Genomic DNA, 14,490 nt, shown 5'->3' with positions numbered 1-14,490 from the left:
GTGTGAGGCGTGGTGCTCAGCCGGTCCGGGTGTAGCGGTGCTTCACACCGACCGGGAAGTACTCGGGGTCGCCGTGCGGGCGCAACCGGACCAGGGGCGGCTGGAGTTCGGCGGGGACGTAGTGCGCGTACTCGCTGTTCTGCTCGCGCAGCGCGGCGAGGAGCGAGTCCGAGGTCTTCTCCGTCCGGACCTCCGAGGCGGAGTGGCCCGGAGCGACTTCCGCGGTGACGCGCAGCCGGGGCCGTTCGCCGTCCTGGACCTCCATGACGAATTTCCCGGTGAGGTACGCGTAGCAGTCGTCCCTCTCCAGGCCCGCCGCGATCGTCTCGGGGAAGATGTTGGCGCCGTACATGGACAGGGCGAACAACGGGCGGCCGAAGAGCCAGACGTACGGGGCCGCCGGCCGAGGTGCGGCCGAGGGCGCCGGGACGGCTGCCTGCGCGCACCGCTCGATCAGCGCCTCCTCGCTCGCCGTCCCTCCCGTGTCGCCCAGCGTGTAGCGCACCAGGGGCACCACGCCGTCCGTGGTGAGGAAGAGCTCGCCGTCCACGGCGTCGAAGTGACGCAGGGCCGGGTCGTACTCCATCAGGGACGGCAGCCGCTCGGAGCCGAACACGACCGGGGCCGCCCCCGCCGTGGCGGCGATGGCGCGGCGCAGCCGGATGCTCGCCGGGGTCTCGTAGGCGAGTACGCCGGCGTCCGCGGTGCCGTAGAGCCCGGCGGTGGCCGTCTCGGGGCTGACGATGCCCGCGCGCTCGCACACCGTGTCGCGCCAGGTCTCGCTGAACACCTCACCGGCGAACACGAGGTGCATGCCGTAGCGCTCCCACGGCACGCCGTCGGCCCGTCCGGCGTCGACCACGTCCTTCAGGAACGGCGGATACCCCAGCAGGACGGTCTGCTCGGCGAGCGGAGCCAGCGACCGGACGACCCGCAGCACGGCCGTGACGTCGTTTCCGGGTGCCGCGATGGTCAGGATCAGCCCGGTCCGCGCCAGGTGCTGGAGACACTGAAGCGTGTAAAGGCCGCCGACCCAGGATCCGAGGGGGAAGCAGACGACGGCGAGGGTGTGGCGGCTGTCCGCGCCGAAGGTTCCGGCGAGGACGCGGCGGAAGGGCGTGGCCGCGTGTTCCTCGTCGTCGAGACGACGCGGCCAGACCGTGGGCGTGCCGGACGAGCCGGAGGACATCGACACCATCTGAATCGTGCGCGGGTCGGCGTCGCGGCACCGTTCGGCGAGCGGGAAGGCGTTGACGTAGCCGGGCTTGTCCATGGCGGGCAGGCCGGGCAGGTCCGAGGGGTCCAACGCCGAGACGTCGATGTTCCGCTCCGTCAGGAAGCACCGGTAGGCGGGAACCGTTCGCGCCGCCTCCACGGCGAACTGTCCCCAGCGTCCGATGTCCGCGCTGTCGCTCATGCTCTCGTCGCCCTCGTCGTTCCGGCGGTGGCTGTTCTCACCGGCTGGGTGCCCACTCTAGCCTCGCCGTTCCGGTTGGGGGTGATGAGATGTCGTTGAGGGGTAACTGACGGGCGGCCGAGGTCCGTTCCCGGTTCCAGGCACCGTGCCGCTGCCGGGCACGGTCGTCTACGGCGCGGACGGCCACGGGTGCCTCACCCTGCGGGGCCGGGCGGCAGGCTCCAGCTGTCCGGCGAGGTATGTCCGCTGTTGGTGAGTAACTTCCCGGTCCGCCGCGAGCTCTGCTCCACCATCCGCCGCCTGGAGCCAACGGGCGCCCGCCACCATGGTCGCGGCCGGCACGAAGACCGGACGTCGACGCGAGCGGGGCGGATGCCGAACGGGGCTGGTCCGGCGCACCGAGGACTGCTGGAGCGAGGTCCGCCGACCCGCGATGACCGGGTGTGGCGCAACTTCACCGCCGACGAACCCGACAACCTGCATGGAGGGCTTCTTCGCGCTCCTGCGGACGAACGTCCTCGACCGCCGCACCTGGGCCACCCGCCACGTCCGTCACCCCGGCCGGCTCGTCGACCGGGGTGAGGACGACGTCGGTTACGGCACCGCCGGAGACGTCGGGGGACTCACACCATGCGCAGGGTCCAGCTCCAGCGGTGCACCCCCGGTGTGACGAGGTAGGCGGGAAAGGTGTCGGGGCCGCAGGAGGCCGTGCCGAGGCCCCGGTGCGCGGCGTCGATGTGGACCACGCAGCCGGTCCGCGGCGTGAGTTCGTCGTGGTGCGCGGCGGCGGTGAGGTCCTCGGCGCGGTAGCGGGTGACGGAGACCTGGCGGGGCTCGTCCAGCTCGACCGCGAGTCCGGTGGCGTCGGGCGACGACAGAGTGAACCGCCGTACGCCGTGCCGGCCGCCGCTCTCCTGGGGGCGCAGGTACGGGGTGAACAGGTCGTCGACGGGCAGTGCGTGGTGGCCGACCGGCGCCCCGGCGGCCCGGTCCGGATACGACTCCCAGGGACCCTGACCGAACCACTCCAGCAGGTCGAGCCCGGCCACCGTCTCGAAGACCGAGCCGATCCGGGCGACGTCGTGGAACTCCTCGGGCAGCTCGGCCGACTCCTCGACGCGGACCCCGCCCTCGACAGGCGTGAATTGCTGCCGGTGCCGTACCACGCCGAGAGCGCAGCCGTGTTCGGACTCCACGGTCACCCGTTCGCCGTCCCGGCGCACGGAGACCACCTCGCGCACCATCTGGTCCAGGCCCCAGGCACGCCAGCGCGCCGCCATCCCGCCCAGCTCGTCGTTGTCGGTGGGCGCCCGCCACAGCGTCAGCGTCGGGGCGGCGGTCAGCAGCGGGTGGCGCAGCAGCCCCTCGGCGTCCACTTCGACGGCCGGCCCGGACACGACCGGCTCCCTCGGGGCGTCCGCAGCCCGCAACCGGATCCGGGGCGCGCACACCTCCGTACCGGCCGGTGCCCACGCCTGGTCCTCGGCCGTCGTCACCCGCAGCGTCAGCCACGCCTCACCGCCGTCGGCCGGCACCGCGAACGGCAGCGGTACGGCCGCGGTCTCACCCGGCCGCAGGTCGGGCAGTGCGGCCGGCCCGGTCAGGGTACGGCCGTCTGCCAGCGCCAGCTCCCAGGTGCCGGTCAGCCAGTCCAGGCCGCGGAAGTGCTGATGGTTGGCGAGGACGACGCCCTCGTGCCGGAAGGACCGGATGCGGACCGGTGCCGCGATCTCCCGGTGCTCGTACATCGCGGGCTTGGGGGTGCGGTCGGGGAAGACGATCCCGTCCGCGACGAACGCCCCGTCGTGCACGGTCTCGCCGAAGTCACCGCCGTACGCCCAGCGGTGGCCGGGCGCGGCGACACCGTTGCCGTACAGTCCGGCGCCCGCGCGCCCGACCGGTCTGCCGTCGCTCACGCGCTGGAGGATTCCGTGGTCCCGGAACTCCCAGATGAACCCGCCCTGAAGGCCCGGAGTGGACTCGATGGCGGCCCAGTGGTCGGCCAGCGTGCCGTTGCTGTTGCCCATCGCGTGCGAGTACTCGCACTGGATCAGCGGCTTGGTCTGCTGCCCGGACAGCGCGTGGGCCAGGCAGTCCTCCAGCGGCGCGTACATGGGGCAGGCGATGTCGGAGGCCACGTCCGGGTCCGCCCAGCCGCGCTTGGCCGCGCCCTCGTACTGGATGGGCCGGGTGGGATCGTGCCGGCGCACCCAGCCCGCCGCCGCGTCGTGGTTGGCGCCGTAGTCGGACTCGTTGCCCAGCGACCAGACGATGACCGAGGGGTGGTTCCTGTCGCGCAGCACCATGCGCGAGACGCGGTCCACGAAGGCGTTCAGGTAGCGCGGGTCGTCGGCGATCTCATGGGCGTGGTCGTGGGACTCGATGTCCGCCTCGTCGACGACGTAGAAGCCCAGTTCGTCGGCGAGGTCGTACAGCGACGGGTCGTTCGGGTAGTGCGAGGTGCGGATCGCGTTGAAGCCGAACCGCTTCAGCAGCACCAGGTCCGCGCGCATGTCGTCGTACGACACCGTCCGCCCGGTCAGCGGATGGAAGTCGTGCCGGTTGACGCCGCGGATGAAGACCCGCTCGCCGTTGACCAGCAGGTCCCGGCCGACGATGTCGACGTCCCGGAAGCCGATGCGGTGGTACGAGGAGTCGGCGACCGTGCCGTCCGCGCGGTGCAGCCGCACGGTCAGCCCGTACAGCTCGGGCTGCTCCGCGTTCCAGGTGCGCACCCCGGGCACCACGGCGCGGATACGGACCTCGCCCAGGAAGTCGGAGACCCGCTCGTCCTCGGCGTTGAGCCGGTCGAACTCGGTGTCCTGGGCCAGGAGGTCACCGTCCAGGTCACCGGTGACGTACCAGCCCTCGGGCAGCGCCCCGTCGCCCGCCGCGTCGCGCACCAGGCAGTCCACTCGCAGGTCGCCGTCCCGGCGTGCCCGCACGGTCACGTCCGCGAGGTGCAGGGGGTCGGTCGTGTACAGCAGCACCGAGCGGGTGATCCCGCCGTGCCACCACTGGTCCTGGTCCTCGATGTGCGTGGCGTCGGACCACTTGACCACCGTCAGCCGTACGACCGACGGCTCACCGGGGCGCACCACGTCGGTCAGGTCGAACTCGGCGGCCAGGTGGGAGTCCTTGGAGATCCCGACGGGCCGTCCGTCGACGTGCACCAGCAGCACGCTCTCGGCGGCCCCGACGTGCAGGACGATCCGGCGGCCGGCCCAGTCGGCGGGGACGTCCACGTGGCGTTCGTACACACCGGTGGGGTTGGCGGCGGGCGACCGCGGGGGGAATTCCGCGTACGGCATACGGACATTGGTGTACTGGGGCAGGTCGTCGGTGTCCTGCATGGTCCACGCGCCCGGGACGTGTGCCGTCGACCAGGTGCCGTGGACCGTCGCCTCCGGCGTCGGCAGCAGCCGGAAGCGCCAGTCGCCGTCCAGGGACAGGGCGCCGGAGCGCCGGTCGACGGCGTTCATGGGCAGCCGCCCCCAGGAGGTCACCTCGGGTGCCTGCCAGGGGCGCAGTGCGAGAAGCGGGTCCGTCAACGGATGGCTCCCTTGCCGAGGTCACCGATGATCTGCTTGGCGCCGATCGCGAAGACGATCAGCAGGGGGATGAGGGCGAGGAGCGCCCCGGTCACGACGATTCCGTAGTCGGTGGTGCCGTGCGTGCCGTTGAGCTGGGACAGGGCCACCTGGAGGGTGACGTTGCGGGGGTCGGTGAGGGCGATCAGGGGCCAGGCGTAGTCGTTCCACTGGCCCATGAAGGTGAAGATGCCGAGGAAGGCCAGGCCGGGCCGGACCACCGGCAGGGCCACGTGCCAGTACTGGCGCAGGAAGCTGGCGCCGTCGATGCGGGAGGCGTCGAGGAGTTCGTCGTGGATGGCGCCCTTCATGTACTGGCGCATCCAGAAGATGCCGAACGCGTTGGCCGCGGCGGGCACGATCAGCGAGGTCATCGTGCCGATCCAGCCCAGCTTCGCCATGATCACGAACTGCGGGATGGCGGACAGCTGCGCCGGCACCGTGAAGATGAGCATCAGCAGCGCGAACAGCACGTTCTTGCCGGGGAAGTCGAACTTGGCGAAGACGAAGGCCGCCAGCGAGTCGAAGAACAGGACCAGGAAGGTCACCGAGCCCGCCACCAGCAGCGAGTTCCCCATCGAGCCGAAGAAGGCGACGCTGTGGAAGAGGTTGCGGACGTTCTCCAGGAAGTGCGAGCCCGGCAGCAGCTTCGGCGGATAGGCGAAGATCTCCGACGACGTGTGCGTCGACATGATGACGGCCCAGTAGAACGGGAAGGCCGACAGCAGCAGACCGACGATGAGTACGGCGTGCAGCGCGATGCCCCGGGCGCGGGTTCCCTGGATGCGCCCCGGCCCGCGGGTTCCTTGGATGGATGCCATGGTGATCGGCCTTCCTAGTCTTCGCCCCGACGCTGCACCAGGCGCCAGTTGATGATCGAGAAGAGGATGACGACGAGGAAGACGCCCCACGCCACGGCGGCTCCGTAGCCGAAGTCGTTGTTGTCGAAGGTCTGCTGGAAGAAGTAGAGGACCATCGTGCGGCCCGCGTGGCCGGGACCACCGGAGAACGTCGACTCGTTGGCGGTGTTCTGTAGCAGCACCTGCGGTTCGGAGAAGCTCTGCAGGCCGGTGACCGTGGACACGACGAGCACGAACAGCAGCACCGGCCGCAGCATCGGCAGCGTGATCCGGAAGAAGGTCTGCACGGGGCCGGCGCCGTCCATGCGGGCCGCCTCGTACAGTTCGCCCGGGATGGTCTGGAGGCCGGCCAGGAAGATGATCGCGTTGTAGCCGGTCCACTGCCAGGTCATCAGCGTGGCGATGGCGATCTTGATGCCCCACGGCGTGTTCAGCCACGCCACCTGATCGAGGCCGACCGCCTGCAAGAGGGCGTTCACCAGGCCGAAGTTGGTGGAGAAGACCGAGCCGAAGACGATCGCGACGGCCACCACCGAGGTGACGTTCGGCAGGAAGTAGGCGAAGCGGTAGACGTTCTTGAAGCGGACCGCCGAGTTGAGCATCACGGCCGTCACCATCGCCAGGAAGATCATCGGGAAGGTGGCCAGCGCCCAGATGACGATGGTGTTCCCGACCGACTGCCAGAAGTCGCCGTCGCCCAGCAGGTACTGGTACTGCGACAGGCCCGCCCACTCCATCGGGCCGAGGCCGTCCCAGCGGTGCAGGGAGACGTAGAGCGAGAAGCCGACCGGGATCAGGCCGAAGCAGAGGAAGAGGAGGTAGAAGGGGGAGATCGCGGCGTAGAGGTGCCAGTACCTGCGCAGACCCGTGCGGGGGCGGCCGGCCGGGAGGCTTTCCACGGCCGGCGCGGGCTTTTCGAGTGCGGTGGCCATCAGTAGCTCACCCCCAGGTGCTTGGCGATCCGGCGGCACTTGCCCATGGCGTCACTCCAGGCCTTCTCCGGGTCCTTGCCGAGGACGCCGACGTTCTTGATCTCGTCGAGGATGGGCTGCGAGAGCGCCACGTCGTATGGGCTGTTGTAGGCGACCGCGATCTTCCGCGCGGCGGGGCCGAAGACGTCGGTGGTGACCTGACCGCCGAAGAAGGGGTCCGGCTCCCGCAGCTGCTTCATGGCGTACGTGGCGGGGGTGGAGGGGAACAGGCCCGCATCGACGTACCCCTGGGCCTGGTTGGCGGCGTTCAGGATCCAGGTGATGATCCGGAACGCCTGCTCGGGCTCCCGGCACGCCTTGGTGATCGACAGGAACGATCCGCCGTTGTTGGAGGGCCGGACCGGCATCTGGGCCACGCGCCACTTGCCCTTGGTCTTCGGCACCCCGCTCTTGAGGTCGTACGTCGCCCACGAGGCGCCGAGCTGGCTGGGCAGCTTGCCGTCCTGCACGGCCGAGAGCTGGTCCGGTGTGCCGGTGACCAGGTCGGACACGATCTTCCGCTGCTTGGCCTCCACGGCCAGCGCCCAGGCGTCGCGCACATGTGCCTGGTCGCCGATGAAGTGCCGGTCCTTGTCGACGTACCGCTGGCTGCCTTGCTGCACGACGTTGGTGAACACGGACGTGATGTCGGTCAGCAGGCACGTCCCCGGGATCCGCTTCCTCAGCTGCTCGCCGGCCGCGAAGAACTTCTCCCAGGTGTTCAACTGCCGGGAGACGTCGTCGGGTTCGTAGGGCAGCCCCGCCTTCCGGAAGACGGTGTACTGGTAGAAGTGCGCGACCGGCCCGCAGTCGATCGGGAACCCGACCATCGTGCCGTCGTCGGCGCAACCCTGCTCCCACTTCCACGGCAGGTACTGGCTCTTGTAACTGTCGGCGCCCAAGGTCCTGAGGTCGACGAACTGGTCGGCGTCGGGCAGGTAGGACGCCATGTCCTCGCCCTTGAGGCCCGCGATGTCGGGAACGCGGGCGCGGCCGGTCATGGTGGTGAGCAGTTTCGACCGGTAGTAGCCGCCGATCTTGATGGCCTGCACGTCGACGTCCGCTTCGTAGCGGGCCTTCGCCTTCCGCACGACCGTGTCGCCGAGCCCGCCGTCCCAGTACCACAGGACCATGTCCCGGCCGGTGGAACCGGTCGGGACGGCACAGCCGGGCGCCAGGCCGCCGAGCGCCGTGGCGGCCGTGCCGGCCAGGCCCGCGCGCAGCAGGCCCCTACGTGAGAGCCGCACAGCTCCCACCGCCTTTCGGATCTTTTCGTGACTTCGCATGAGCGTGGGGTGGGGGTGGGGTCAGCGCCGCGGTGCGGGGGGAGTGACGGGCGCGTACCGCACCGGTGGTCCGGGGTCGGCCGGCAGCCGGTCCGCGAGGAAGCCGTAGGCGCGCCTGACGTCGGGGTCGGCCGGCGCGCGGCGCCACCAGCGGTCGACGCCGTACCAGCCGGGGGCGGCGAGTGCGCCGCCGTGGTGCTGGACGGACAGTCCGGCGGCGAGGACGGCGAACCGCAGCCGTTCCGTCAGCGGCCAGCCGCCCAGCGAGGCGGCGACGAAGCTCGCCCCGAAGACGTCCCCGGCTCCCGTCGCGTCGAGGACGTCCACGTCGAGCGCCGGTACCTCCGCGTACTCGCCGGTCGTCTGGTCGACGGCCACCGCGCCGCGACCGCCGCGCGTCACCACCGCCACCGGGACCAGCTCCGCGAGGGCGCGCAGCGCGGCGGTCGCGGTGTCGGTGCGGGTGTAGGCCATGGCCTCGTGCTCGTTGGGGAGGAAGGCGTGGCAGAGCGCGAGCTGGTCGAGGAGGTCGCGGGACCACTGCTGGGTGGGGTCCCAGCCGACGTCCGCGTAGACGCGGGTGCCGTTCGCAGCAGCCTTGGCGATCCACTCGCGGGGCTCGGCCTCAAGGTGCACCAGGGCGGTGCGCGCCTCGGGCGGGTCGCCCATCAGCGCGTCCTGCGAGTACGGCGGCTCCTGGCCGTGGGTGACGAGGGCGCGGTCACCGCCATGTGCGAGGGAGACCGTGACCGGGGTGGGCCAGCCGTCCGCGGTGCGGGACAGCGAGAGGTCGACGTCCTCCTGGTCGCGCAGGACCTCCCGGCAGTGCGCGCCGTAGAAGTCGTCGCCGAAGACCGTGGCCAGCGAGGTGCGCAGACCGAACCGGGACGCGGCCACCGCGAGGTTCGCGATCCCGCCGGGGCCGCAGCCCATGCCGGCCGTCCAGATCTCCTCACCCGGTGTCGGCGGCTTCGCGAGCCCCGTGAGGACGAGGTCGTAGAAGAGCAGCCCGGTCAGCAGCACATCGGGCCTGTCGTCGTCCACACGCCACCCTCTCGTCGGAACCCGTCCATTTCGATGACGGGAATCGTGCGCCGCTCGCCGAGATTGGTCAATAGTCGAGCAGAAGTGAGCATGGATTTGATTGAAGATGAAGAGTACTGTTCACGTCGTGCTGGCAGAACGACGACATCAACTCATCCTGCGGGCCCTGCGCTCGGGCGGTCCCGCCGCCGTGACCGACCTCTCCGAGCAACTGGGCGTGAGCCCCGCCACGATCCGGCGCGACCTGGTCAAACTGGAGGAGGACGGGCTGCTCACGCGGGTGCACGGCGGCGCGGTCGTGGAGGAGGGCGACCAGCCCTTCGCCGAGGTCGCCGAGGTGCGCGTGGCCGAGAAGGACGCCATAGCGGAGCGCGCCGCGGCCATGGTCGCCGACGGCCAGTCGGTACTGCTCGACATCGGCACCACCGCCTACCGGCTGGCCCGCCACTTGCACGGCCGCCGCCTCACGGTCATCACCAGCAACCTGGTCGTCTACGAGGAGCTCGCCGACGACGAGGGCATCGAACTGGTGCTGCTCGGCGGCATGGTCCGGCGCGAGTACCGGTCCCTGGTCGGCTTCCTCACCGAGGACAACCTGCGCCAACTGCACGCCGACTGGCTCTTCCTGGGCACCAGCGGGGTCCGTCCGGGCGGACAGGTGATGGACACGACGGTCGTGGAGGTGCCGGTCAAGCGGGCCATGATCAACGCGAGCGACAAGGTCGTACTGCTCGCCGACGCGGCCAAGTTCCCGGGTACGGGCATGGCGAAGGTATGCGGTCCCGAGCACCTGGACATGGTGGTGACCAACGCTCCCATCGACCCGGCGACCCGGTCCTCCCTGGAGGAGGCCGGTGTCGAGGTGGTCATGGCAGGAGCAGGAAAGGTACGGACGTGAAACTGACGATCCTGGGCGGCGGCGGATTCCGGGTGCCGCTGGTGTACGGGGCACTGCTGACGGACCGCGGCGAAGGGCGGGTGACCGAGGTCGTCCTGCACGACCTCGACGACGACCGACTGCGGGCGGTCGCCCGTGTGCTGGCCGAACAGGCGTCGACCGTGGACGACGCCCCGACCGTGACCACCAGCACCTCCCTGGACGAGGCCCTGCGCGGTGCCGACTTCGTCTTCTCCGCGATCCGCGTCGGCGGCCTGGAGGGCCGCGCGCACGACGAGCGGGTCGCGCTGGACGAGGGCGTCCTCGGCCAGGAGACGGTCGGCGCGGGCGGTATCGCCTACGGTCTGCGGACGGTCCCCGTCGCCGTCGACATCGCCCAGCGGGTGGCCCGCCTCGCCCCCGACGCCTGGGTCATCAACTTCACCAACCCCGCCGGCCTGGTCACCGAGGCCATGTCCCGCCACCTCGGAGACCGCGTCATCGGCATCTGCGACTCCCCGGTCGGCCTCGGCCGCCGCATCGCCCGGGTCCTCGGTGCCGATCCGCGGGAGGCCTGGATCGACTACGTCGGCCTCAACCACCTCGGCTGGGTACGCGGCCTGCGCATCGCGGGCCGGGACGAACTCCCGCGCCTGCTCGCCGACCCCGGCCTGCTCGGCTCCTTCGAGGAGGGCAAGCTCTTCGGCGCCGACTGGCTGCGGTCCCTCGGCGCGATCCCCAACGAATACCTGCACTACTACTACTTCAACCGCGAGGCCGTCCGCGCCTACCAGCAGGCCGAGCGGACCCGAGGCGCCTTCCTGCGCGACCAGCAGGCGCACTTCTACCAGCAGGTCAGGGACCCGGGCAAGAAGGCCCTGGACGTCTGGAACCGTACCCGCGCCGAGCGCGAGGCGACCTACATGGCCGAGAACCGCGAGACCGCGGGCGCCGGCGAACGCGACGCCGACGACCTCTCCGGCGGCTACGAGAAGGTCGCCCTCGCCCTGATGCGGGCCATCGCCCGCGACGAGCGCACCACCCTGATCCTCAACGTCCGCAACCGCAGCACCCTGTCGGTGCTCGACGGCGAGGCCGTCATCGAGGTGCCCTGCCTCGTCGACGCCAACGGCGCCCACCCGGTCGCCGTCGAGCCGCTGCCCGACCACGCCACCGGGCTGGTCTGCGCGGTGAAGGCCGTCGAGCGCGAGGTGCTCGCGGCCGCCGAGTCCGGCTCCCGCGCGACGGCCGTGAAGGCGTTCGCGCTGCACCCACTGGTCGACTCGGTCAACGTCGCCCGCCGACTGGTCGAAGGCTACACCGCGGTCCATCCCGGCCTGGCCTACCTCGCCTAACCGGCCGCTCAACAACCGCTTCCAGCCCTCTTCTGGAGACCTCCATGCACGACGAACGCCGCCGGATCGAGGAGCGCGTAGAGCGCCTCCACAACCAGCGCGTCAAGCCCGCGATCCACGCGGCCACCGTCCCCTTCGAGGTGGCGGCCTGGCAGGCCCCCGGAGAGCCGGTGCCCTTCGAGGAAGCCGCCGCCGCCTCGTACGAACCGTTCGCCATGAACACCCCGTGGGGCCCGCCCTGGGGCACCACCTGGTTCCGGCTGCACGGCCAGGTGCCCGCCGAGTTCGCGGGTCGCCGCGTCGAGGCCGTCATCGACCTCGGCTTCGTGGGCGACTGGCCCGGCAACCAGGCCGAGGCCCTGGTCCACCTCACCGACGGAACCCCGCTGAAGGCGGTCAACCCGCTCAACCAGTACGTGCCGATCGCCAACCCGGCGACCGGCGGCGAGGTCGTCGACTACCTGCTCGAAGCCGCGTCCAACCCCGACATCCTCGCAGGCGACTTCGCGGCCCCGACCCCGCTCGGCGACGTCCTGACGGCCGGCGACGAGCCGCTCTACACCTTCAGGCGCGCCGACATCGCCGTCCTCGACGAAGAGGTCTGGCACCTCGACCTGGACCTGCGGGTCCTCCGAGAGCTGATGGTGGAGCTGGGCGAGCACGACCCGCGCCGGCACGAGATCACACACGCCCTCGACCACGCGATGGACCTGCTCGACCTGGACGACATCTCCGGCTCGGCGCCCGCCGTCCGCGAGGCCCTGAAGCCGGTGCTGTCGAAACCGGCGCACGCGAGCGCCCACCGCATCTCCGGCGTGGGCCACGCGCACATCGACTCGGCCTGGCTGTGGCCGATCCGCGAGACCAAGCGCAAGACCTCCCGGACCTTCTCCAACGTGACCTCGCTGGCGGACGAGTACGAGGAGTTCGTCTTCGCCTGCTCACAGGCCCAGCAGTACGAGTGGGTGCGCGACAACTACCCGCGTGTGTGGGCCCGCATCCAGGAGTCGGTCAAGAAGGGCCAGTGGGCGCCGGTCGGCGGCATGTGGGTGGAGGCCGACGGCAACCTGCCCGGCGGCGAGGCCGTCGCCCGCCAGTTCGTGCACGGCAAGCGGTTCTTCATCGAGCACTTCGGCGTGGAGACCAAGGGCGTCTGGCTGCCCGACTCCTTCGGCTACAACGCGGCCTACCCGCAGCTCGCCAAGCTGGCCGGCAACGAGTGGTTCCTCACCCAGAAGATCTCCTGGAACCAGACCAACAAGTTCCCCCACCACACCTTCTGGTGGGAGGGCATCGACGGCACCCGCATCTTCACCCACTTCCCGCCCGTCGACACCTACAACGCCTGCTTCAGCGGCGAGGAGATGTCCCGCGCGGTCCGCAACTACGCCGAGAAGGGCGCCGCGACCCGGTCGCTGGCCCCGTTCGGCTGGGGCGACGGCGGTGGCGGCCCCACCCGCGAGATCATGGAACGCGCCCGGCGCCTGAAGGACCTGGAGGGCTCCCCGCGGGTCGAGATCGAGCACCCGGACGCCTTCTTCGCCAAGGCCCGTGCCGAGTACGCGGACGCGCCGGTCTGGGTCGGCGAACTCTACCTGGAGCTGCACCGCGCCACCTACACCTCCCAGGCCCGCACCAAGCAGGGCAACCGGCGCAGCGAACACAAGCTGCGCGAGGCCGAGTTGTGGGCCACGACGGCCGCCCTGCACGCGCCCGGCTACCGGTACCCGCACGAGAAGCTCGACCGGCTCTGGAAGACCGTCCTGCTCCACCAGTTCCACGACATCCTGCCGGGCTCCTCGATCGCCTGGGTGCACCGCGAGGCCGAGGCCGAATACGCGCGTGTCGCCGAGGAACTGGAGGCCCTGACCACCGAGGCGATCACCGCGCTGGGCACCGGCACCGCCCGGGTCTTCAACACCAGCCCCTACGCCCGCGCCGAGGTCGTCCGCGACGGCGCGGGCGCGCCGGTGTACGTCGAGGTCCCCGCGAGCGGCAGCGCGCCACTGACGGGCGGCGCCAGGACTCCGCAGCCGGTGACGGTCGACGGGCGGGTCATCGACAACGGCCTGGTGCGCGTACGGATCGCGGACGACGGCACCCTGTCCTCCGTGTACGACCTGCGGGTGAACCGCGAGGTCCTCGCCGACAAGGGCAACCTCCTGCGCCTGCACACCGACCTCCCGAACTACTGGGACGCCTGGGACGTCGACAAGCACTACAAGAACCGCTACACGGACCTGCTGGACACCTCGGAGATCACGGTCGTCGAGCAGGACCCGCTCCTCGGCGCGATCCGGGTCAGCCGCTCGTTCGGCAACGGCTCGAAGATCACCCAGACGATCACGCTCCGGGCCGGCAGCCCCCGGATCGACTTCGAGACCGACATCGACTGGCACGAAGCCGAGAAGTTCCTCAAGGCCGGCTTCCCGGTGGACATCCGCGCCCCGCACTCCTCCGCCGAGATCCAGTTCGGCCACGTCCAACGGCCCACCCACACCAACACCAGCTGGGAGGCGGCCCGTTTCGAGGTCTCCGGCCACCGCTGGGTGCACATCGCGGAGCCCGGCTACGGCGTCGCCGTGATCAACGACTCGACGTACGGCCACGACGTCTCCCGCACGGTCCGCGAGGACGGCGGTACGACCACCACGGTTCGCCTCTCCCTGGTCCGCGCCCCGCGCATCCCGGACCCCGGGGCCGACCAGGGCCGGCACCGCTTGACCTACTCCCTCCTGCCCGGCGCGAGCATCGCGGACGCGGTCGCCGAGGGCTACGCCCTCAACCTGCCGCTGCGGGTCGCCGAGGCGGCGGGCGAGCCGCAGCCCGTGGTCTCGGTGGACGGCGAGGGAGTGACCGTCGAGGCGGTCAAGCTCGCCGACGACTCCTCCGGCGACGTCGTGGTCCGCCTCTACGAGTCCCGCGGTGGCCGCGCCCAGGGCCTCCTGCGCACCGGCTTCCCCCTCGCCGCCGCCCAGGTCACCGACCTGCTTGAGCGCCCCCTGGAGGCCGCGACCACCGACGGCGACACCGTGCCCGTCGAACTGCGACCCTTCCAGATCCTCACCCTCCGCCTGCGCAGGAGCTGAC

At 70.9% G+C, this 14,490-nt stretch carries 9 protein-coding genes; 3 read left to right on the top strand and 6 right to left on the bottom strand.

The annotated features are described in order from the left end of the window. Positions 1–16 precede the first annotated feature (16 nt). The 6 genes from AQJ11_RS13305 to AQJ11_RS13275 form a co-directional block, all read right to left on the bottom strand. Positions 17–1,417, bottom strand: a complete 1,401-nt coding sequence (locus AQJ11_RS13305; protein WP_059263163.1) for a phenylacetate--CoA ligase family protein — start codon at positions 1,415–1,417, stop codon at positions 17–19. A 623-nt stretch (positions 1,418–2,040) separates the two neighbouring features. Next, complete coding sequence (locus AQJ11_RS13295) at positions 2,041–4,968, bottom strand: glycoside hydrolase family 2 TIM barrel-domain containing protein (RefSeq protein WP_059263162.1); 2,928 nt, start codon at positions 4,966–4,968, stop codon at positions 2,041–2,043. Continuing rightward, complete coding sequence (locus tag AQJ11_RS13290) at positions 4,965–5,828, bottom strand: carbohydrate ABC transporter permease (RefSeq protein WP_059263161.1); 864 nt, start codon at positions 5,826–5,828, stop codon at positions 4,965–4,967. The genes AQJ11_RS13295 and AQJ11_RS13290 overlap by 4 nt, the downstream gene beginning before the upstream one ends. A 14-nt stretch (positions 5,829–5,842) precedes the next feature. After that, entirely contained in the window at positions 5,843–6,799 is a 957-nt protein-coding gene (locus tag AQJ11_RS13285) for a carbohydrate ABC transporter permease (protein ID WP_059263160.1), read from the bottom strand. Next, on the bottom strand, positions 6,799–8,085 hold the full coding sequence (locus AQJ11_RS13280; RefSeq protein WP_059263159.1) for an extracellular solute-binding protein: 1,287 nt from the start codon (positions 8,083–8,085) through the stop codon (positions 6,799–6,801). The genes AQJ11_RS13285 and AQJ11_RS13280 overlap by 1 nt, the downstream gene beginning before the upstream one ends. A 60-nt stretch (positions 8,086–8,145) precedes the next feature. Further along, positions 8,146–9,168: a carbohydrate kinase family protein gene (locus AQJ11_RS13275; RefSeq protein ID WP_059263158.1), complete on the bottom strand. Its 1,023-nt coding sequence runs from the start codon at positions 9,166–9,168 to the stop codon at positions 8,146–8,148. Positions 9,169–9,295: 127 nt separating this feature from the next. Between AQJ11_RS13275 and AQJ11_RS13270 the strand changes: the two genes are divergently transcribed. The 3 genes from AQJ11_RS13270 to AQJ11_RS13260 are packed head-to-tail and all read left to right on the top strand — an operon-like array spanning position 9,296 to position 14,489. Then, a complete protein-coding gene (locus tag AQJ11_RS13270) occupies positions 9,296–10,066 on the top strand; it encodes a DeoR/GlpR family DNA-binding transcription regulator (protein ID WP_014670259.1) in 771 nt (256 codons plus the stop codon). Further along, complete coding sequence (locus tag AQJ11_RS13265; RefSeq protein ID WP_059263157.1) at positions 10,063–11,400, top strand: 6-phospho-beta-glucosidase; 1,338 nt, start codon at positions 10,063–10,065, stop codon at positions 11,398–11,400. Before AQJ11_RS13270 ends, AQJ11_RS13265 begins: the two co-directional genes overlap by 4 nt. 44 nt (positions 11,401–11,444) lie before the next feature. Continuing rightward, complete coding sequence (locus AQJ11_RS13260) at positions 11,445–14,489, top strand: alpha-mannosidase (protein ID WP_059263156.1); 3,045 nt, start codon at positions 11,445–11,447, stop codon at positions 14,487–14,489. Position 14,490 lies beyond the last annotated feature (1 nt).

Source organism: Streptomyces corchorusii (assembly GCF_001514055.1).
Lineage (GTDB): Bacteria > Actinomycetota > Actinomycetes > Streptomycetales > Streptomycetaceae > Streptomyces > Streptomyces olivaceoviridis.
This window is presented reverse-complemented; position numbering and strand designations above follow the sequence as displayed.